Origin of the sequence: Zooshikella ganghwensis DSM 15267, assembly GCF_000428585.1 — a bacterium.
Lineage (GTDB): Bacteria > Pseudomonadota > Gammaproteobacteria > Pseudomonadales > Zooshikellaceae > Zooshikella > Zooshikella ganghwensis.
This window is the reverse complement of record NZ_AUAF01000033.1, coordinates 23,147-44,884: the sequence shown is the minus strand read 5'-3', so window position 1 is coordinate 44,884 and position 21,738 is coordinate 23,147. Positions and strand designations below refer to the sequence as shown.

Annotated in this window: 14 protein-coding genes and 1 pseudogene; 4 read left to right on the top strand and 11 right to left on the bottom strand. The window is 42.0% G+C overall.

The annotated features are described in order from the left end of the window. Nucleotides 1-214 (bottom strand): annotated as a pseudogene (locus F607_RS0109810) (IS982 family transposase); the annotation flags it as partial. A 212-nt stretch (nt 215-426) separates the two neighbouring features. Between F607_RS0109810 and F607_RS0109805 the strand changes: the two are divergent. Continuing rightward, nucleotides 427-1,056 (top strand): LysE family translocator, encoded by a 630-nt coding sequence (locus tag F607_RS0109805; protein ID WP_038290880.1) that lies wholly within the window; start codon nt 427-429, stop codon nt 1,054-1,056. A gap of 65 nt (nt 1,057-1,121) precedes the next feature. Here the strand turns inward: F607_RS0109805 and gcvP are convergent, their stop codons facing one another. Next, a complete protein-coding gene (gene gcvP, locus F607_RS0109800; RefSeq protein WP_027707951.1) occupies nt 1,122-4,007 on the bottom strand; it encodes an aminomethyl-transferring glycine dehydrogenase in 2,886 nt (961 codons plus the stop codon). Nucleotides 4,008-4,091: 84 nt separating this feature from the next. Then, complete coding sequence (locus tag F607_RS0109795) at nt 4,092-4,487, bottom strand: glycine cleavage system protein H (protein WP_027707950.1); 396 nt, start codon at nt 4,485-4,487, stop codon at nt 4,092-4,094. A 598-nt stretch (nt 4,488-5,085) separates the two neighbouring features. Here F607_RS0109795 and F607_RS0109790 point away from each other — a divergent pair. The 3 genes from F607_RS0109790 to gcvT all read left to right on the top strand — a co-directional run bounded on the left by F607_RS0109790 (nt 5,086) and on the right by gcvT (nt 8,928). Then, on the top strand, nt 5,086-5,703 hold the full coding sequence (locus F607_RS0109790; protein WP_051311254.1) for a helix-turn-helix domain-containing protein: 618 nt from the start codon (nt 5,086-5,088) through the stop codon (nt 5,701-5,703). A gap of 633 nt (nt 5,704-6,336) precedes the next feature. Next, a complete protein-coding gene (locus tag F607_RS0109780; protein ID WP_038290867.1) occupies nt 6,337-7,740 on the top strand; it encodes an alanine/glycine:cation symporter family protein in 1,404 nt (467 codons plus the stop codon). Between the two features lie 63 nt (nt 7,741-7,803). Continuing rightward, nucleotides 7,804-8,928, top strand: coding sequence for a glycine cleavage system aminomethyltransferase GcvT (gene gcvT, locus F607_RS0109775; RefSeq protein WP_230400385.1), 1,125 nt, complete (start codon nt 7,804-7,806; stop codon nt 8,926-8,928). Nucleotides 8,929-9,011: 83 nt separating this feature from the next. On the opposite strand, the gene F607_RS0109770 is transcribed toward gcvT, so the two are convergent. The 8 genes from F607_RS0109770 to pflB form a co-directional block, all read right to left on the bottom strand. Continuing rightward, a complete protein-coding gene (locus F607_RS0109770; RefSeq protein WP_027707946.1) occupies nt 9,012-9,344 on the bottom strand; it encodes a YdbL family probable chaperone protein in 333 nt (110 codons plus the stop codon). Between the two features lie 9 nt (nt 9,345-9,353). After that, on the bottom strand, nt 9,354-9,554 hold the full coding sequence (locus F607_RS0109765) for a YnbE family lipoprotein (RefSeq protein ID WP_027707945.1): 201 nt from the start codon (nt 9,552-9,554) through the stop codon (nt 9,354-9,356). A 19-nt stretch (nt 9,555-9,573) separates the two neighbouring features. Further along, on the bottom strand, nt 9,574-11,988 hold the full coding sequence (locus F607_RS0109760; RefSeq protein ID WP_027707944.1) for an intermembrane phospholipid transport YdbH family protein: 2,415 nt from the start codon (nt 11,986-11,988) through the stop codon (nt 9,574-9,576). A 169-nt stretch (nt 11,989-12,157) separates the two neighbouring features. After that, nucleotides 12,158-14,092, bottom strand: a complete 1,935-nt coding sequence (gene gspD, locus F607_RS29020; protein WP_051311252.1) for a type II secretion system secretin GspD — start codon at nt 14,090-14,092, stop codon at nt 12,158-12,160. A 33-nt stretch (nt 14,093-14,125) separates the two neighbouring features. Further along, nucleotides 14,126-14,755 (bottom strand): type II secretion system protein N, encoded by a 630-nt coding sequence (locus tag F607_RS0109750; RefSeq protein ID WP_027707943.1) that lies wholly within the window; start codon nt 14,753-14,755, stop codon nt 14,126-14,128. Nucleotides 14,756-15,031: 276 nt separating this feature from the next. Further along, entirely contained in the window at nt 15,032-17,680 is a 2,649-nt protein-coding gene (gene adhE / locus F607_RS0109745) for a bifunctional acetaldehyde-CoA/alcohol dehydrogenase (protein WP_027707942.1), read from the bottom strand. 197 nt (nt 17,681-17,877) lie between these two features. After that, nucleotides 17,878-18,666 carry a pyruvate formate lyase 1-activating protein gene (gene pflA / locus F607_RS0109740; RefSeq protein ID WP_051311250.1) on the bottom strand — a complete coding sequence of 263 codons (789 nt, stop codon included), beginning with the start codon at nt 18,664-18,666 and terminating at the stop codon, nt 17,878-17,880. Nucleotides 18,667-18,825: 159 nt separating this feature from the next. Continuing rightward, on the bottom strand, nt 18,826-21,099 hold the full coding sequence (pflB, locus tag F607_RS0109735) for a formate C-acetyltransferase (RefSeq protein ID WP_051311248.1): 2,274 nt from the start codon (nt 21,097-21,099) through the stop codon (nt 18,826-18,828). Nucleotides 21,100-21,738: the final 639 nt, after the last annotated feature.

Sequence of the window (21,738 nt, the reverse complement as noted above, 5' to 3'; positions counted from 1 at the left end):
GAAAATAATTTCGCCAATGTTCACGAAAATAGCGCCAGATATGAGTATCTTCATCTAACCCAAAAAACTCGCCGATGAGCTCCATTGCAATCACTTCAGGATCAGAAAGGGAGGGCATAGTCCCTCGTTTACGTAATCGCTGGCCTTTAAGTAACTCATTGAAGGTATCATCAACCCAGCAATAAACTGCTATGATAAACTCTTCTACTGACATCCCCTGACCCCAACCTTTGTTTCGGCAAAACAAAGGTTGGGGTCAGGGGCTGTCATTTCAAACTAATAAAAGTCGAGCATCGCGTATAATTAGCACAATAATACTAATATTGAATCTTTTCACATACTCAGCGGACCAAGGAGAAAAGTGAAACACTGTATTTTACAGTGTGTAAACTCCATAATATCCAGCAAACAATTAAGGGGGGAGCAGTGATAACCCTAGCCAGTTTATCGTTAGTGGCGTTATTTATACCAACTTTTTTCTTTATCTCTGTTACACCAGGCATGTGTATGATGCTATCTATGACGATGGGCATGTCCATTGGCTTAAAGCGCACATTCTGGATGATGTGGGGCGAGTTACTAGGAGTAGCTATTGTCGCTATTGCTTCGGTAGTCGGTATCGCAACAATTATGCTGGAATACCCCAGTGCTTTTAATTTATTAAAATATATTGGTGGCGTTTATTTAGTTTACCTGGGCATTCAGTTGTGGCGATCTAAAGGAATAATGGCGTTCAACTTAGAAGGTGAAACCCAAAGCACTGACCGTATTAACCTGGCAATGCAAGGTTTTATTACTGCTATAGCTAACCCGAAAGGCTGGGCATTTTTTATATCTTTACTACCACCTTTTATTAATCCAGATTTACCTCTTGCGCCACAGCTGGTTTTGTTACTGTCTATGATTTTAGTGATAGAGTTTCTTTGTTTAATTCTCTATGCCTCAGGTGGCAAGACCCTGAGTAAACTGTTACAAAAAAGTGGAAATGTACGTTTACTGAATCGGATTTCTGGCTCATTAATGATGGGTGTTGGAATCTGGCTTGCTTTAGGTTAATAAAAAAGGGCCTTTCGGCCCTAATATCATTGTTCACAAGAAATACAATAAAAATAGCTTCATTTTTATTCCTGATAGCTACTAAGCGGAGGGCAGGAACACATTAAATGCCGATCGCCATACACATTGTCAATGCGGTTTACCGTTGGCCACACTTTATTTTCTTCAACCCACGCTAAAGGATAAGCCGCCACCTGTCGGGTATAGGCACGAGTCCATTCATCATTAAAAATATCAGCCTGAGTATGTGGCGCATGACGTAACGGACTATTGTCTACCGCATACACACCTTGAGCAACTTGCTCGATTTCTTGGCGAATATAAATCATCGCTTCGCAAAAACGATCCAATTCGGCTTTTGACTCACTTTCAGTAGGCTCAATCATCAAAGTGCCAGGCACCGGAAATGACATAGTGGGAGCATGAAAGCCAAAGTCCATCAAGCGCTTGGCAACATCTTCTTCGGTTACGCCGGTCGCTGTCTTCAAAGGGCGTAAATCAATTATACATTCGTGGGCAACATAGCCTGCTTTGCCTGTATATAACACGGGATAATGATCTGATAAGCGCTTGGCAATGTAATTTGCATTTAAAATGGCAATCTCCGTCGCCTTAGTGAGGCCTTTTCCACCCATCAACTGCAAATAGACCCAGGAAATGGGCAAAATACTGGCACTACCGTAGGGCGCTGCAGAAACAGGTCCTACCTTTTCACTGTCACTTTCACTCACAGGATTGCCCGGTAAAAAAGGTTCAAGATGGGACTTCACGCCAATCGGTCCCATGCCAGGACCACCCCCGCCATGAGGAATACAAAATGTTTTATGTAAATTTAAATGGGAAACATCAGAGCCTATTAAACCCGGCTTTGTTAACCCCACCTGGGCATTTAAATTTGCACCATCCATGTAAACCTGACCACCATGCGTATGGATAATTTCGCATAGTGTTTTAACGCCTTCTTCAAATACACCATGTGTCGAAGGATAGGTGATCATGACACACGACAATTGATCACTATACTGCTTCGCTTTATTTTCAAGATCTGATAAGTCCACATTGCCCTGTTCATCACAGTCAACAATAACCACACGCATCCCTGCCATCGAAGCACTAGCAGGGTTTGTTCCATGAGCAGAGCTGGGAATTAAACAAACATCACGTTGCTGTTGGCCAATACTTTCATGATATTTACGAATGGCCAGCAGCCCCGCATATTCACCCTGAGCGCCTGAATTAGGCTGTAGTGAAACAGCATCATAGCCAGTAATTTCTGCTAACTGCTCACACAGAGAGTTGAGTAGTTGCTGGTAACCTTGAGTCTGAGCAGTAGGAGCATAAGGATGAATACCTGAAAACTCTGGCCAACTGACAGGAATCATCTCTGTCGTTGCATTCAATTTCATAGTGCAAGAGCCTAAAGGAATCATACTATGCACTAATGATATATCTTTATTTTCCAGGCGTTTTAAATAACGCAGCATTTCCGTTTCAGAGTGATAGCGATTAAATACTGGGTGGGTTAAAAATTCATGCTTTCGTTGTAATTCATCAGGAATAGCAGGCGCATTATTCAGCGCTCGGTCTAGTTGAGTTACCTGCAATCCATCACTTTTAGCGCCTAATAAAACACGCCACAAAATCGTAAGTGCCTCTGGGGTTGTTGTCTCATCCAGGCTAACAGCAACTTGTTGCTTATTTACAACCCGCAAATTAATACCTGCCTCTTCAGCTCGGGCAAGCACCTCTGTGGTTTGCTCTCCCGTTGTTAAAAGCAGCGTATCAAAATAATGGGAAAAGACAGGGGTAATACCACTTTGAGCCAACCCTGCTGCCAGTATTTGTGTCAAGCGGTGGACACGCTGGGCGATTTTCTTTAATCCTTTGGGTCCATGATAAACCGCATAAAATCCAGCCATATTGGCTAATAAGGCTTGTGCTGTACAAATATTTGAGGTCGCTTTCTCTCTACGAATATGTTGTTCTCGCGTTTGCATTGCCATACGCAAAGCAGGACGATCACGACTATCCACAGAAACACCAATTATTCGTCCTGGCGCAGAACGCTTAAACTTATCCTTTGTAGCAAAAAAAGCCGCATGAGGACCACCGTATCCCATTGGAACGCCAAAGCGCTGGGCAGACCCCACCACCACATCAGCGCCAAAAGCGCCAGGTGGTTCCAGCAGCACCAAACTTAATAAATCAGCAGTGACTATGGCTAAAGCTTGTTGCTGATGTAAAGCATCAATTATTTTTTGTAGTGCGGTAACTTCACCGAGTGTACTGGGATACGCAATAACCCCTGCAAATACATCGTGATTTTCTATATCTCCGGCGGCACCGACGACAACCTGTATACCTAAGTATTCAGCACGCGTCTTAATTAAAGCTATTGTCTGAGGATGAACATCACTAGCGACAAATAAGCAATCACTGCGTTTTTTATTAACCCGCTTACACATGGTCATGGCTTCTGCTGCTGCAGTGGCCTCATCCAGCAATGAGGCATTGGCCAGCTCCATGCCTGTAAGGTCAATCACCATTTGTTGAAAATTTAATAATCCTTCCAATCGACCTTGAGATATTTCAGGCTGATAAGGTGTATAAGCAGTATACCAACCAGGATTTTCAAGCACATTCCGCAAAATAACAGGCGGAACAACCGTATCATAGTAGCCCATTCCAATATACGACTTATAGGGCTTATTCTGTACTGCCAGCTGCTTTAGTTTTGCTAAAACAGTGGACTCATCAACAGGCTCTGAAAGTGTCAGCGATTCAGACAGGCGAATGGCCTCAGGTACCGTATGCTTTATGAGTTCATCCGTTGTGCTGATATCCAGCTCAGCCAGCATGGCCTTTACTTCTTCGGGTGATGGACCAATATGGCGCTGGATAAAGTCTTCATAAGGAAGCAAACTACTGAGTGTAACCATATGCGTTGTCATACCCCAACTCACGTCCTATCAACGGAAATTAATTATGATTAAAGGTTTCAATCCCCAGCGTTTTTAAGTCTCGTTTACCAGGCACTAGTCTATTTCCGTTTCCAACAGTGCTTGGTAAGCATCAGCATTTAAAAACATTGAAGAATGTACAGGGTTATCTGGTAGTAATTTAATTAACCAGCCTTGCTGGAAAGCCTGCTGATTTAGCATGACAGGCATACCCTCAACTTTAGAATTTACAGCGAGCACTTTTCCTGTGAAGGGTACTAAAATATCGACATCTGCCTTGCACGACTTGATAACAATGCAGCTATCACCCATTTGGAAATGCTGTCCAACCTCAGGCAAACATACTTGCGTAATATCCCCTAGTCGCATTTGAGCATGATCAGTAATACCCAGCGTAATAGAGTCATCACCATTAACCTTGAACCATTCATGTGTAAGACTATACAAAACATCAGACTTGATGGTGCACATGGTGAATGTCCTCTGCAAAGCCCTCGTTTAATTTTAAGGCGATTAATGAAAAGGCCTGAGTACTTTGTAATATGTTATTAGCGTAATATTTTATTGACGTAATGTTTTATAAGCTTAACTAGTACACTTTATTATCAGTAATACATCATTAGTAGTAGTGCACTGTCGCCTGCTTTTAAATAATAAGCAGTATGGTGTTGCATTCCATCACCTTCAGTTTCACTGAAAAAACAGCCAGCCAACAAATATTCTTAAGTGAGCATCGTTGCACTGGCTGAATCCAAAGACCTTTCGGTCACTCCAGGCAGCATAGGTGGCTTATTATATTCAATCACCCTGTGCTGTCCGTTGGATTTAAGATGGAAGTCTTGAGAATAACAGTAAGCTGAACCCTGTTAACCATGGATCAGCTTAATTGAAATGTATCAACGTTTTTCCTGCAAATCAACTTTGTTTCGTAAAGGAAACTCTTTTCTTGACGAATCCCCAATCTTGGACCCATAGTGGTAAGCAATACCCTGATGAGTTGGCATACTATTAAGGTTGAGGTAGTATCCCTCACTTTTTTCAACCGTTTAGTCTAATTGGAGTACCCCGTATGGCGGAAAGCCCGCGTCTCCCGAAAATGCAAACGCAACAAACCAGTAGTGAGGCTCAGGTTGAACCCATGCAGCTAGGTAAGCGGTTAAAAGAAATTCGCCTGAGCAATAACTGGACACTGGAAGAGGTGAGTCAGCGAACAGGATTAGCCCGGTCGACACTATCAAAAATTGAAAATGATCAACTCTCCCCCACTTTTTCGGCGGTTCAAAAGCTCACAAAAGGGCTAGGCATCGACCTGCCACAGCTGTTTAGTAAACCTTTACAACCCATGACCACCGGACGTCGAGATATCACCCGTAATCAGTCAGGTAAACCTCATCCTACCGCTACCTATGAGCACGAGCTGTTAGCGACACAGCTGGTGAATAAGAAAATGGTTCCTTTTAAAACCATTGTCAGAGCCAGACAGTTTAATGATTACGGTGACTGGGTAAGACACGCTGGAGAGGAGTTTTTATTGGTATTATCTGGCTCTCTTTATTTTTACAGTGAGTTTTATGAGCCTGTTGAGCTATTCACAGGGGATAGCGTTTACTACGATGCCAGTATGGGACATGCACTGGTTTCTACAAGCGATAACGATGCTGAAATATTATGGGTTATGGCAACATAACCATCTTACGCTACCTGCTCATCTAATTAATTTAGGTACTGCAAACTCATTTTTTACGCTACTTGGTCACGACTCAGTGAACACTCGTGGTATTTTAAGTGATGGTACCCCATAGCTGACAAAGATCGGATAATGCATATCGAAATGCTGGCTGCAAGGATATGACAACCAACTCCTCCAAGGATGGATTAACGGTGTATTCAATGAGCGTTATGCAGAATTTGAGTATAGTCAATTGTTGCATCGTTATGACGAATGCGATAATTTATTTCAAATAATAAAAAAAACAGGTGTTGGTAAATTAAATTCCTTTTGATGTGTATATGATTCTTTTTTGTGTACCTGACAAGTAAAAAAAGCAAGCGAGTAGACAAAAAATACTTGTCTTCCATCACCACAAATACACATCTACTTGGTATCATCACCTGCTGATTTATAACCAACATGAATTATTTTTTTTAACATGCATGATCGTGAAAAAGGATATTTAACTTTCAACAGTTAACGTCTATTCACCAAGCACACTTGTGATAGGCATGATGTTTTACCACCATGTCTTGTAAAAAAATAACTCGTGAGTGTTATCGCTTTATAACAACAAATGTATCCCTTGATGGATAAGAGGCGTAATTGATGGAAGTTTATCAAACAATCACAGAAATCCTCGGCCCTATAGACTCCTTTGTCTGGGGACCCGTTATGTTGGTCCTGATTTTAGGGGTGGGACTTTATTTAAGTCTGGGTTTACGGTTTCTACAGCTCAGAAAGCTAGGTACTGGCTTCAAATTACTATGGAGAGGTCGCTCCCCTGAACAAGGTGATGAAAAAGAAGGTGAAATTAGCCCATTCAATGCCTTAATGACCTCATTATCTGCCACTATTGGTACTGGTAATATTGCTGGAGTAGCAACGGCTATTTTTCTTGGCGGACCTGGTGCCTTATTTTGGATGTGGTGTACCGCATTAGTGGGTATGGCAACAAAGTTTGCCGAAGCTGTTTGCGCTGTAAAATATCGCGAAACGGATGAAGAAGGCAACCATATTGGTGGCCCTATGTATTACATCAAAAATGGCTTGGGAAAAAAGTGGCTATGGCTGGGTACCACATTCGCTATTTTTGGAGCAATTGCCGGCTTTGGTATCGGTAATACTGTTCAGGTCAACTCCATTGCAGATGCCCTGCAAACTCAGTGGGGAATCCCGCCACTTGGTACTGGTATCGTGGTTATGGTTATTGTGGGCCTGGTCATCATTGGTGGTATTAAAGCAATCGCTGAAGTCGCAGGAAAACTTGTACCCTTTATGGGGATTTCCTATTTACTGGCTGGCCTCGTAGTGCTTGTGCTTAATGCCTCAGAAATACCTGCTGCTTTAAGTATGATTATCAGCTCAGCATTTACTGGCACTGCGGCTACAGGGGGATTTGCAGGTGCTGCGGTTTGGGCCGCCATTCGTTTTGGTGTCGCTCGTGGTGTTTTCTCCAACGAGGCAGGTCTCGGTAGCGCCCCCATTGCTCATGCCTCAGCACAAACACATGACCCTGTTCGCCAAGGGTTAATCGCTATGCTTGGTACCTTTATTGATACCATTTTGGTTTGTAGTATCACAGGCCTTGCCATTATCACCTCCGGTGCCTGGACCTTGGGGGAAACTGGTTCCGCATTAACCATGGCCGCCTTTGAGCAAACTATTCCTGGGGTTGGCGGCTACATTGTCACCATTGGTTTAGCCGTTTTTGCCTTCACCACCATCCTAGGCTGGAGTGTCTACTGCGAACGCTGTATTCAGTTTCTCTTTGGTTTAAATGCAATCAAAGTATTTCGCGTCTTTTGGCTAATTGCGATTCCTTTGGGTGCCTATGCGAGCTTAGACCTGGTTTGGCTTATTGCTGATATCCTAAATGCACTCATGGCCATACCTAATCTTATAGCACTCGCCTTGCTTAGCCCCGTTGTGTTTAAGCTTACGCGTGACTATTTTTCACAAGTATCAGTTAAGCATAAGACTACCAATAACAGCGAAGCTAAAGGCATATAGTCTCTCTCTCCAGCAGAGCACCTCTGCTGGTTTTATTAAGCGCTTCAATTCGGAATGGATGAGATGACAATAACCGACGCACCTCTACAACAAACGCCTCTGAACAATCTGCACGAAGAGCTTGGCGCAAAAATGGTGCCCTTTGCGGGTTATCACATGCCCTTACAATATACTATGGGTATCAAACAAGAGCACTTACATACCCGCTCACAGGCTGGCTTATTCGATGTTTCACATATGGGACAAGTATGGCTACCGTTAGAAGCTGAAGCTGGCCTGGAAAAGCTGGTTCCCGTGGACATTTTGGATTTGCCTGTAGGAAAGCAACGTTATGCCCTTTTTACCAATGAAGAGGGAGGTATTCTTGATGATCTAATGGTATCCCGTTTTGCTGATGGGCTCATGTTAGTCATCAATGCCGCCTGTAAGGAGCAAGATATTGCACATCTTCGTCAACATCTCGGTAACGATATGGTGAAGGTGCTTTCTGATCGAGCACTTGTTGCGCTTCAAGGGCCTTCAGCCGCAAAGGTTTTGAGCAACTTTGTCAGTGAGTTGGAGACAATGGTTTTTATGGATGTGCGTAAAGTCATCCTCTGCGGTGTTGAATGTTTTATGAGCCGCTCTGGTTATACCGGAGAAGATGGCTTTGAAATCTCTATTCCTGCTGCTGATGCTCAGTCCGTAGTCAAAGCAATTCTCGAACATCCAGAAGTCTCCCCCATCGGTTTAGGTGCACGAGACTCACTCCGTCTTGAAGCAGGGCTATGCTTGTATGGCAATGATATTGATACCGCCACCACACCGGTTGAAGCCTCACTAAACTGGGCTATCAGTAAATCTCGGCGAACGGATGGTAGTCGATCTGGAGGCTTTATTGGAGCAAAAACAATTCTTGCCCAGCTTGATAAAACCATCCCTGTGCAACGTAAACGTGTTGGTTTACGTACCCAAGGCAAAGCCCCTATACGGACAGGCACCCCTTTAGTAAATGCTCAGGGGGATCAGATTGGAACTGTAACCAGTGGTGGATTTGGTCCCAGTTTAGGTGCACCAGTGGCAATGGGTTACGTTTCAACTGACTATGCTTCAGTCGACACAGAAATATTTGCTGAAGTACGAGGCAAACAGCTACCAGTAAATATCTGTAAAATGCCTTTTGTTCCTCAGCGTTATTACCGTGGATAAAAACGAGGGGCAGCTGTTTAGTAAAACCTAAAAAGGGAGTGAATACTCCCTTTTTTGTGGAATCAAATCTTTTTTAAATTCCACTATTTTTTAACCCACTGTCCGCTTGAATTTTGGACATACTGACCATTTGGTGTTTTTTCAATCGCTTTTTGTCCTGCCAAACTGCTAATTGTCGCAAGCGGCACCCCATTGCGTTTAGCAAGTTGCTCATATTTTTGTTTACGTTTTTGATTGATTCCAGTGATGAGTTTTTTTGCAGTCGCATTGTTAACCACTAAACCTAAATAGCCATTTAGCTGCTCACCCACCAAACCTTGCTGTTTAGCCTCTTCCAAACTCATCGCCAGCACAGTGAGGGGCAAACATAAAATTAAACCCAATACCAGTAAACGAAAACCACGTACTATTTTCATAGCCCCCTCCTAAAACAGCTCACTGTCTTCACTGAAAATTTCATCAAGCTCTTTATCTATTTTTACTTTAATCTCATGCTCGACTTTGACATTTAAATTAATCGTAATCGGTTTTTCTGGCACCGCAACCTCCACTCGTGGGGTACATGCGGTGATACAGCTTGCAAGCAAGCTAATCACTGTCACTGACAGCATCCTTTCTTTATTCATGATGTTATAGTACTCAATACTAATGCTTTAACTTGTCAGTTAGACGTTGAGAAAAACGTAAACTTCTTAGCAACATTAGCATATTTTCTTCATGCTGGTAATTAAAGTTAACTTGTCGTGTTTGGCTTAATGTAGGGTTCTTACCCTTTATCGTCACTTTAAATTTCGCATCACCGTTTTCCTTTAAATCTAGTGAACTCTCTAATAGCGAAAAATGTAGATTTTCCAGCGCATTAATAGCCGATGAGAACTCAGGCCGACTTTGTTTCAAGGCATCAACTGTAGGATTTTCTTCAATTTTTATAAACCCACCCGCTTTACTGGCCTGTATCTGACCAGCATGAATAGTAATTCCTTGTGGCGAAAAACGTAGCGGTAAGCGCCCTTGTAATTGTCCCTGTGCTGATAATCCAGGCTGTTCTTGCAAAGCGACCAATTCACTTAACGAAACGTCTTCAAAGGTGGCATAGCTGTCAATAGCATAAGGTGAAAAGATAGGAATTTGCTGAACAAACACATTACCTTGCAATACCTTCACATTCACGCGCTCTAAGCTTAACCATGGAGATGGCATGTTTTTTACTGCAACACGACCTCTTAAAGTTTGCAATGGAATACCTACATTAAGCAGATCAACTTTAAACTTATTTTGGGTCAGAGGTAAAAAGCTCATCTGGTTTCCAAGCTCTTGAACTTGCCAGCCCAAATCCATTGCCGCCCCCTGCCACTGATAATCCTGATACTGACCAGCTAGCTGCTTTGCAATCAGTTGCGCATTCATCTGCCACTGTGTTTCAGATCGCCAGTCAGCCTTCAACTTTAGGCTTGGCTTAACTATACCAGAGGTAAGCGTTAACTCCTTCGGCCAAATTGGATAACGAGCAAATGAACGCTGAAGCTTTTTAGCATTAATCGTTTCCCAGTCAGTAACTACACTAAGCTGCTTATCTAACAGATTAAGATTTGCCTGAGCTTCCCAGCGCAAGGCCGATGTCCAATTTCCTTGCATCTGATAATCCAACAGATGATTTTTTAACTGTACATCATGTGTTGCCTTGAGGTTTGGTAACTTTGTTTTTTTTATTTTTAGGCCAGTTAGCTCGTTGACTAATGAACCCTGAATATCCCACAATAATCGATTACGTTGAAATTTGGCCTGAATGGGCTGTTCAGTCGCTAACTCAATGCGATGAGCCACAAATGTGTTATACGCAGCATTATGTAGTGTAGCAAGTGATTTCAATTTCAATTCAGCGTCAACATCTGAAATATCAAGCCAGCCTTCTGCCTTAAGTTGAAACCCTTCTAACGAAAAACTTTTATACTTATATGACTTATCACCTTGCTGTAAATTAACATTAAATGCCGCATTACCGCTCATGTCATTTAAATTAAACTGAGCGGAATCAACATTAACATGTCCTTGATAATAATCATGGTTAACATCGACCTGCCACAGTGAACTCTGCAAATTATTATTTTGGTATATTATTTTATTAGGCAGTTGTATTGTCATTTTATGGACAAAGGAATCATCGTGTGATGATAAATTAAAGAGTGAAAGGGCGGATGCAGGCCATAAATAGACCTCCATATTTTTTAAAGACTGATTTTTAAGTTTAACAATACCCCAAATATGCCCTTTAATGAGCGCCTCACTTATACCCCCCGTTAAAGCAAAACTATTATTACTAATTAGATTGAACCCAAAAATACTATCATGTGTACTTGTACTCGTTGGTGTGCTTTTATCGCTTTCAGCTAAAGGTAGTTTATAATGAGCCAAAAAATGCGTTAAGCCAGGCTGAAATTGTACTCGATGAATCAGAGAAGGTAATACTGCATTAAAGGGAAGCATCCAAAAGCCTAAGTTTCCTGATACTTCTTGCTCAGTTAAATATCCTTGAGTATATAACTGTGCGCCTAAAGTAGATGTTATTCTTGCATTATAATTCACTTGATCAGGCTGTACTTCAGCATTTAACACTACTTCGAGTTTTTTTCCTGAATACAGGAAAAAAAATGGTTCGATAGTAATGTCACTTTTTAGTGGTAACAAGGGAAATAAGCTTTTTTCTGCACCAGATGCTTGTCTTTTTTTAAGTCCATTAACCAGGAGAGTAAACCTGTCATAATCAACCTGATTCGGGAAAACATTCAAACTAACAGTACCCGAAAAAACGTCAGCCACATCGAGCTGTAAATAATTAATTTCAATCGCGGGTTCTTGCTGAAAATAAACAATTACTTTTTCAAACTTCAGCTTTCCAAAACCATGCCATGCTGCTTGATCAAGGGAAACGGTTATATTTTCATCCAAGTCAATATGATTAACTGCAACACTGATTATCCACGGTATGGAAATAAGTAACACCACTGTAAAAGCCAGGCATACACCCAACCAAACTGTTACTTTTTTTATAGCCGCTAACATAATCTTGCTTGTCCCCTTTGACACTTTTAGAGCATGGTATACTTATACCATACGTTTTCAGTATAAATGATGAAGGAGCAGTCACTAAATCAGAAATGAGGATGATAAGAAGATTTAAGCTCATAAGCCACATCATGTAAGTTGTGGCTTATGAGAGAGGATGACTCAGCTAGAAGGATTGGCGTAATAAAGGCTTAACTGTGGCCTGTTTGTTATATTCAGAAGGTGCAATATCGCTGTATATTTCATCAAATATATTACGGAGTTCCTTCTGACGGTCTTTGATAAAACGGTAACGGGTACTGGTCACCTGATCAGCAGCCGCTTTACTCCGTAAAATAGTCGGCTTAATAAAAACCATAATATTCGTTTTAGTGACTTCTTTACTCGTTTTACTGAATAAATGACCGATTATTGGAAGATCACCTAAAAGAGGCACTTTAGTAACATTATCTTTTACACGATCTTCGATTAACCCACCCATCACTAAAATAGCTTTATCTTCAACTAAAACATTCGTAGTGATGGTCTTTTTATCAATTACAATATCCTTGGCATTTTCAGACTCTGTTTGAGAAACATCTGATATCTCTTGTGATATTTCCATTGTCACTGTATTGCCCGGATTAATGCGTGGTGTTAGTTTTAATATAATACCGACATTTTTTCGGTCAAAGGTAGTAAACGGGTTACTGGTAGTAGAGGACGAATTAGTTTCCTGACCTGTGACAACGGGTACTTCCTTTCCTACATTAATTTCCGCTTCTTTATTGTCTAAGGTAATGATATTTGGTTTAGACAACACATTGACCGACTCATCCGTCTTAAATGCTTTTATAAGTGAGCGTAAAGATCCATTACGAAAAAAACCAAATGTGAAACCTTTTCCAACATTGATGTTGCCATCTTTATCCGCGGCAAGAGAATTAAAGCCTCCCGTGGTATGAGTGCGCGCAAAGGCACCATCCTTACCAATAGCTGAGTCGGAGGTGCTCCAGTCTACACCTATTTCATTAGTAAGTTCATCACCTACAGAGACGATCAATGCTTCAACTAAAACTTGAGCACGTCGAATATCCAGCTTTTTAACAACATGCTGGATGGTTTTCATTAATGTTGGCGGTGCAGTAACAACAAGTGCATTGGTGCTTTCATCTGGCTCTATGCTGACTTCAGCATTGGCCATACCTACGTCTTTACCCTCTTTTTTTATAGAGCCAGACATTTTCTGTAGAATGGGTGCAACGTCTTTTGCTTTTGCATAGTTTAAATAAAAAACTTGCGTATCACCGTTACTGGATTCAGAGTTATCCAGCCGGTGAATTATTTCACGTAGCTTACGTCGCTTAACAGCATCACCACTCATTAATATACTGTTACTACGCTCATCTGCAGCAAAATCAATTGCAAATGCCTTACTTTGTGGTGATGCGCCTTTAGGCATAAGAGCTTTCAAAATTGTCACCACGTCTTTTGCATTAGCATGTGCTAATGGCACAATTTCAATATCCAGTGCCCCAGCTTTATCAATCCGAGTGATGATTTTTGATATTTGCTCAATATTGCCAGCGCGATCCGACACTATTAGTGCATTACTGTCAGGATAAGCAATTAAGTGACCTGTCTGCGGTACTAATGGCCGCAACATACTGACTAACTTTATGGCAGGGATATTCTTGGGCTTTATAACCTTCACAATCATTTCATCAGAGCCACTATGGTTCTGCCCTTCCATCAGTGGAACCCCATTGTGCCGTGCTGAAGCATCAGGAATAATCTTCACGACCTGTCCACTTTCAAGTGCCGTATACCCATGCACTTGTAAAACCGATAAAAAAACCTGATAAGCTTCTTCTGCTGTGAGCGCCTCTTGCGAAATAACAGAAACCTTACCTTTAACCCTAGGATCGATCACAAAGTTTTTATTAGTTCTCTCCGCTATCCATTGAATAAACGTACGAATATCGCCGTCTTGCATATTAATTTTTATTTCTGCATTACTTGCAGATAAATTTTGCTCTTGAGATGCAGAAGCATTAACCAAGAATGCAGATGATGTGCTGACTAGCCCCCAAATGAGCCAGGTGCTGAAAAACTGTTTCATAGTACTTCAGTCAAAAACTACCAGTAATGTGGATTAATTAAACTGTGCTCGTAGTGCTTCTAATCGGCGACGTATTTCGTCTCTACGCTTATCAGGCGAGGAAACACCAGAAGGTGTCATTGGTGGCCGCGTTGGATAACCAGAATATCGTTGTTGACTCACTCTACTGCTACTACCTTCACCTTTAATCAAAGGTAAGTTTTCTAGCTTACCCCCACGCTCCAATGTAATATGGGTTGGCTTAATATCACGAATGGCAACACCACCTGATACAGTATCACCTACTCGTAAGAGCTTACTTTGGTTGTTATTGGTTTGGACAACAGCTGCTGAATCACCCGCGTCTGTAGAGAAAAATACTGCCTGTAACTTCAAATTGAGTTTAGTGATGGGTATTTCTGGCGTGACTTTAACTTCCTTCTCTTTTTTTGGTGGTTCGCCAAAAATGGCATGGGCTATTTTTGGTAAATCCTTTTCATTTGCATCAACCTGCGGGTTTGCCTGAGAATCACTTATTTCGGGAGCACCAGAACTACTTAATAACTGACGTGTTTGATGCTCATTACTCTGGATCTGCAGATAACCCCAGTAACCTACAGCACAACTGCTGGCAAGCAAGATGACCCCAACTGTCCGGTCAATCAAAGTATGAATAGTGCTCACAATATTTCAGTGACTCCTAAAGGTACATCCGGGTATCCCATTACCAATGAATAGCAGTGGCTCATACCTCTTTACGACGCTTGTCATATAATAACTGTGGGCATTCTAACTAATCACTGAAGGTTTTTGAAGACAATCACATCAATACCAGACTAATCTCACTCTTCACACTCAACCTGCTTTATCACAAAAAGTTTACCCCATAAAAAAACGGACTCAAATGAGTCCGTTTTTTGGGCTGGTCACTCCCTTATACAGAGGGTGTTGTATTAGGGTTTATGACACTTTTTTACCTTTTTTACTTTCTTTATCTTTTACTAACTTCAGAGGTGCCTTCTGACTAGAACCATAGTAGGCATTAGTCAACAGTTCTTTAATCTCAGAAATCAGCGGGTAGCGAGGGTTAGCAGGTGTACATTGATCATCAAATGCTTCTTCTGCCACTTCATCCAGTCTAGACAGGTACTCTTTCTCGCTAACACCGTAGGCTTGAATAGACTCAGGAATACCTACAGCCTTCTTCAAACCTTCCACAGCCTTAATCAGGTTCTCAACTTTCTCATCTTCAGTCGCACCACCCAGACCAATGTACTCAGCAACACGCGCATAACGTACTTTAGCTTGAGGGTATTTATATTGAGGGAAAGTGCCCTGCTTAGTTGGTACATCAGAAGCGTTATATCGAATAACTTCTGAAATTAAGAACGCATTCGCTAAACCGTGTGGGATATGGAACGCTGCACCAATTTTGTGAGCCATTGAGTGACAAACACCCAAAAATGCATTCGCAAAAGCAATACCCGCCATTGTCGCTGCATAATGTACTTTCGCTCGCGCTTTAGGGTTCTTAGCACCTTCGGCATACGAGTCAGGTAAGTATTTAAATAATAGGCGAATAGCTTCTAATGCTTGACCGTTAGTATATTCGTTGGCAAACACAGAGGCATAGGCTTCTAAGGCGTGAGTTAAAGCGTCCACACCACCAAATGCAGTCAGCGATTGTGGCATGTTCATCACCAGGTCAGGGTCAATAATCGCCATGTCTGGTGTTAACTCATAGTCAGCAATAGGATACTTGATACCGGTTGAAGTATCAGTTACCACCGCAAAAGGAGTCACTTCTGAGCCTGTACCTGAAGTAGTAGGAATAGCCACCATCTTCGCTTTAATACCCAATTTAGGGAACGTATAAATACGTTTACGGATATCCATAAAGCGCAGAGCTAAATCTTCAAAGCGAACTTCAGGGTATTCGTACATCACCCACATAATTTTGGCGGCATCCATTGGTGAACCACCACCCAACGCAATGATTACATCAGGTTTAAAGGCGTTCATCATTTCAACACCTTTATTTACAGTAATCAGCGATGGATCTGCTTCAACTTCGTAGAAAACTTCAGTTTCCAAGCCAATACGATCAAGAACATCAGTTACTTGATCAACGTACCCGCTATTGTATAGGAAAGGGTCAGTAACAATAATGGCACGCTTGCGGTCTTTCAGCTCTTCAAGGGCAACAGGCAGTGCACCATTTCGGAAATAGATGTCTTTAGGAATTTTGTGCCACAACATATTTTCTCGCCGACATGCAACTGTTTTGACGTTAATAAGGTGTTTAACACCCACGTTTTCACTGACAGAGTTTCCTCCCCAGGAGCCACAGCCTAATGTCAATGAAGGTGCTAGACGGAAGTTATACAAGTCACCAATCGCACCCTGAGAAGCAGGCATATTGACTAGAATACGTCCAGTCTTCATTGCTTTACCAAAAACATTGATTCGGTCTTGGTTAGCGAACTGATCGGTATAAAGCACAGAAGTATGACCAATACCACCAAGCTCAACCAAAGCAACTGCTTTAGCTACTGCATCATCGTAGTTTTTAGCACGATACATCGCCAGTGTTGGTGATAGTTTCTCATGCGCAAATGGCTCTTCTGTAGCAGTAGAGTCACACTCAGCAATCAAAATTTTGGCTTCTTTAGGAACCTCTACACCACCAATTTCAGCCACTTTCCAGGCTGGTTGGCCAACAATAGCTGGGTTCATGTTGCCATCGATAAGCACCTTGGCACCGACACTTTTCTTTTCATCTTTAGATAAGATGTAAGCACCACGCGCTTGGAACTCACGCTTAACTTCTTCATATACGCTATCAACCACGATAACAGATTGCTCAGAGGCACAAATCACACCGTTATCAAAGGTTTTACTCATAATGATTGAACTAACAGCCATTTTGACCGCTGCAGTTTCATCAATCACCGCAGGAGTATTACCTGCACCTACACCAATCGCTGGCTTACCAGAAGAGTAAGCAGCCTTCACCATACCTGGGCCACCTGTAGCAAGAATCATATTGATATCTGGGTGACGCATTAAATGCTGTGACAACTCTACAGAAGGCTCATCGATACAAGCAACGATGCCTTTAGGAGCACCCGCTTTTTCTGCTGCTTCACGGACAATACGTGCAGCAAGTGCAGTGGACTTTTTAGCGCGAGGGTGTGGTGAGAAAATAATACCGTTGCGGGTTTTTAACGCTAACAATGCTTTAAAAATAGCGGTAGAAGTAGGGTTTGTGGTAGGAACGACACCCGCAATCAAGCCAATAGGCTCAGCCACTTTCATGATGCCATAAGTTTTGTCTTCTTCAAGAACACCACAGGTCTTGTCATCTTTGTACTGGTTGTAGATATATTCAGAAGCAAAGTGGTTTTTAATCACTTTATCTTCGGCAATACCCATTCCAGTTTCTTCTGCAGCAGCTTTTGCTAACTTAACACGCTGGTCGTTAGCCGCTAATGCAGCAACGCGGAAGATTTCGTCAACTTGCTCTTGAGTAAAATTAGCATAGGCTTGCTGTGCTTCTTTTACTTGAGCGATTAACTTATCCAGCTTATCGAGGTTACTGACACTCATGTCGTACTCCTATTAAAACTAAAAACGCAAAATAAAAATTCTTTTCAGCACCTGGCTTGAGCTGTTTGCTAGCGGTTTTCATTCAGGAGTGCTTTATTTAATACAAGTCTAGTACAGTTCTATAGCTGCAAACTTGATACATGTCATTTTGTAGTAAACTTACCAAAACAACGCATAAATAAAGCAAAACTTTCGTTTTAGAACGTTACTTTGATGTGATATTCCGAAAAAATAGCCTGTAGTTTCAGCAACGTTTCCTTTGGTGGTGGCTCAACACCCACTAATGGATAGCGGTCACCAAACGCTTCCCATTTATGCTTACCTAATTCGTGATAGGGCAATAACTCAACTTTTTCCACGTTACTCATCGGTTGGATAAATTCAGCCATTTGCCTAGCTGTTTGCTCATCATCTGTATAGCCCGGAACAACCACTAAACGAATCCATGCGGGAATACCTTTTTCTGCTACATATTGAGCAAACTTCAGTGTTTTCTTGTTACTCACCCCAGTCAGTGCTTTGTGACGCTTATCATCTACCTGCTTAAGATCCAACAATACCAAGTCAGTATGCGCAAGCAGTTCGTCTAACTCCTGATTATATTTAGTAGCATAACCATTGGTATCCAAGCATGTATGAATTTTTTCTTTTTTAAGCGCGATAAACAAAGCTTTAACGAATGGTACCTGCAACAAAGGCTCACCGCCTGTCACCGTTACTCCTCCGTTAGAGGCTTCCATAAACGGTTTATAAGCAACTATTTCTTTTACTAAGTCACCAGCTGCTTTTTTCTGCCCCCCTTCAAGATCCCAGGTATCTCGGTTATGACAGTATTTACAACGAAACAAACAGCCCTGTAAAAACACTACATAACGTGTTCCAGGACCATCAACCGTTCCAAAACTATCCACCGAGTGGACATTACCCGACACTTGTAGAGGGTCTACAGTGACAGAGTCTTTAAAAGGATAGATAAGTTGTGTCATTCGCCACCTAATACAACGGGCATTGATCGGCTCACTCCACGATAGAACAAAGCCAAATACAGTTATGCTGAAGTTAGTCTATACCATCTTCATGCAACCTTCAGACACTAAGAAGCAGGGCTTTGCCCTGCTTCTTAGGAACGAGATAATCTTCAGAGATTACATTCTGGCATGGAATGTCCGAGAAATAACATCCATTTGCTGCTCACGTGTCAACTTAACAAAGTTTACAGCGTAACCTGACACACGAATAGTCAATTGTGGATACTGATCTGGATGTTCCATTGCATCCATTAAGGTTTCTTTATTTAACACATTGACGTTAACATGATGACCACTGGCTTTGAAGTACCCATCAAGCATCGCACTTAGGTTTGTCACTTGAGCGTTTTTATCTTTACCTAAACCTCCAGGTACTAAAGACATAGTATAGGAAATACCATCTTCAGCATCATTGTATGGTAGCTTAGATACAGACAGTAATGACGCTAGCGCACCTTTTTCATCACGACCATGCATGGGGTTTGCACCAGGTGCAAAAGGTTCACCCGCTTTACGCCCGTCAGGTGTGGTACCTGTTTTCTTACCATAGACAACATTAGAAGTAATGGTCAGGATAGACTGTGTTGGTACAGACTTGCGATAAGTTGGGTTCTTACGGACGTGCTCCATAAAGCGATGTACAACATCCACTGCGATTTGGTCAACCCGGTCATCGTTGTTACCAAACTTAGGAAAATCGCCTTCAATCTGGTAATCAATGACATACCCTTCATCATTGCGTACTGGCTTCACTTTCGCGTATTTAATCGCTGCCAGTGAGTCCGCCACAATAGATAGGCCAGCAATACCACAAGCCATAGTACGGTACACATCACGATCATGCAGGGCCATCAGAGCAGTTTCATAGCTATAACGGTCATGCATATAGTGAATAATATTCAAAGACTTAACGTACTGATTCGCAACCCAATCCATATAATGGTCAAAGCGCTCCCAGACTTTATCAAAATCCAGGTATTCATCAGCCATTACTTCCATTTTTGGTCCTACTTGCAAACCAATTTTCTCATCCATACCGCCGTTGATAGCGTAAAGCATGGTTTTAGCAAGGTTACAGCGAGCACCAAAGAACTGCATTTGCTTACCAATACGCATTGCTGATACACAGCAGGCAATACCATAGTCGTCACCAAACTTAGGACGCATTAAGTCGTCACTTTCATACTGGATCGAGCTGGTATCGATAGATACTTTAGAACAGAAGTTTTTAAAGTTTTTCGGTAACTGCTCAGACCATAAGACTGTCAGGTTAGGCTCAGGTGCTGGTCCCAAGTTATAAAGTGTATTTAGGACACGGAATGAGTTTTTAGTGACCAACGTGCGGCCATCTTCACCCATACCACCGATAACTTCTGTTACCCAAGTAGGATCACCGGAGAACAGTTGATCATACTCAGGCGTTCTTAAAAAGCGCACCATGCGTAATTTAACAACCAAGTCATCTATCATTTCTTGCGCTTCAGACTCAGTCAAAGACCCATTGTCAATATCACGCTTAATGTAAATATCCAAGAAAGAAGAAATACGGCCAATACTCATGGCAGCACCATTTTGAGACTTAACCGCTGCCAAGTAAGCAAAATAAGTCCACTGAATCGCTTCACGTGCTGTCACTGCAGGGCGAGAGATGTCAAAGCCATAGCTCTGTGCCATCACTTTCATATCTTTCAACGCTTGGACTTGGTCAGACAGCTCCTCACGCAAGCGCATCACATCTTCATCAAAAGAATCTGGGTTAAGGTCAGCTTTTTGCTGTTGCTTGTCCTCAATTAAGCGATCAATCCCATATAACGCTATACGACGGTAGTCACCAATAATGCGGCCACGTCCATAGGCATCAGGTAAGCCTGTAACGATACCGGCTTTACGACACTTCAGAATTTCAGGGGTATAAACATCAAACACACCCTGGTTATGAGTCTTACGGTATTTTGTGAAAATTTCAGAAACCTGAGGCGAAAGCTCACGGTCATAAGCTTGGCAAGAAGCTTCAACCATACGAATACCACCATTTGGCATAATGGCACGCTTTAAGGGCTTTTCAGTTTGCAGACCAACAATAACCTCAAGGTCTTTATCAATGTAACCTGCAGGGTGAGAAGTAATATTAGAGACGACCTCAGTATCAAAGTCTAAAGGGCCACCTTTAGCATTTTCCTGCTTCATCAACTCAAGCACTTTATCCCACAGCTTTTGAGTACGCTCAGTAGGACCTGCAAGGAAGCTATCATCACCTTCATAAGGTGAATAGTTTTTCTGAATAAAGTCACGAACATTAACAGCAGTCTGCCAGTCACCGCCATTAAACCCTTGCCAAGGATCAGGCAAATCACTACCTACATTCGCTGTAGCAAGATCATCTTTATACATGGTTATACCCTCGTATTTTTTCTAAAAGTTGCCTGATACCACTTATCTCATCAGTTGATGATGATTAAGTAATACCCCAAATTCGTTGCATACATATAAAACACAGCTGTAGATTGCCTTTGAGCTTAGGCCATGAAACCAAGATACTAGAAAAAAAGTGATGAAAAATGACGTATCTACTTGTCTATAAGCTCTAATGACGGCACGCACAGCTAAATTTGCTACAGCAAGAACAGATAGCAGATGCTCTAAACTTAGCATAGTAAGGATCTGCCTAGAGTTTGAGTACTTTGAATGAACAATCTGAAATAAGCAGAGACACTGCTTAGACACAGAGGTCAAGTGACTGAATACTGTTTGAGCAACACATTGCATGATCCACATGATGATAGCTGGCCTCTCTACCTTATCGGCCAGGAGTCATATATTTCAGGGATCACCTGAGATGTGTATCTGACGACTGTCTTGGCCGCAAAATTTGATAGCTCAAAGAACCGTTGCGCAGCGACGCTCAGTTTTGAAGTGGTGAGTATGCACAGCGACAAAGAGTGTTGGATAAACCAATAAATGTTGTATATGGCGTCAAATAACTTTGACTGATTCTTACACCATTTGTTGCATTACTTTCAGAATAAAATG

Coding starts and splice junctions, on each gene's coding strand:
- pflB (WP_051311248.1), bottom strand. CDS start 21,099: ATGTATAAAGATGATCTTGCTACAGCGAATGTAGGTAGTGATTTGCCT.
- adhE (WP_027707942.1), bottom strand. CDS start 17,680: ATGAGTGTCAGTAACCTCGATAAGCTGGATAAGTTAATCGCTCAAGTA.
- gcvP (WP_027707951.1), bottom strand. CDS start 4,007: ATGACAACGCATATGGTTACACTCAGTAGTTTGCTTCCTTATGAAGAC.
- F607_RS0109760 (WP_027707944.1), bottom strand. CDS start 11,988: ATGTTAGCGGCTATAAAAAAAGTAACAGTTTGGTTGGGTGTATGCCTG.
- gcvT (WP_230400385.1), top strand. CDS start 7,804: ATGACAATAACCGACGCACCTCTACAACAAACGCCTCTGAACAATCTG.
- F607_RS0109790 (WP_051311254.1), top strand. CDS start 5,086: ATGGCGGAAAGCCCGCGTCTCCCGAAAATGCAAACGCAACAAACCAGT.
- pflA (WP_051311250.1), bottom strand. CDS start 18,666: ATGACACAACTTATCTATCCTTTTAAAGACTCTGTCACTGTAGACCCT.
- F607_RS0109765 (WP_027707945.1), bottom strand. CDS start 9,554: ATGAATAAAGAAAGGATGCTGTCAGTGACAGTGATTAGCTTGCTTGCA.
- F607_RS0109795 (WP_027707950.1), bottom strand. CDS start 4,487: ATGTGCACCATCAAGTCTGATGTTTTGTATAGTCTTACACATGAATGG.
- F607_RS0109780 (WP_038290867.1), top strand. CDS start 6,337: ATGGAAGTTTATCAAACAATCACAGAAATCCTCGGCCCTATAGACTCC.
- gspD (WP_051311252.1), bottom strand. CDS start 14,092: ATGAAACAGTTTTTCAGCACCTGGCTCATTTGGGGGCTAGTCAGCACA.
- F607_RS0109770 (WP_027707946.1), bottom strand. CDS start 9,344: ATGAAAATAGTACGTGGTTTTCGTTTACTGGTATTGGGTTTAATTTTA.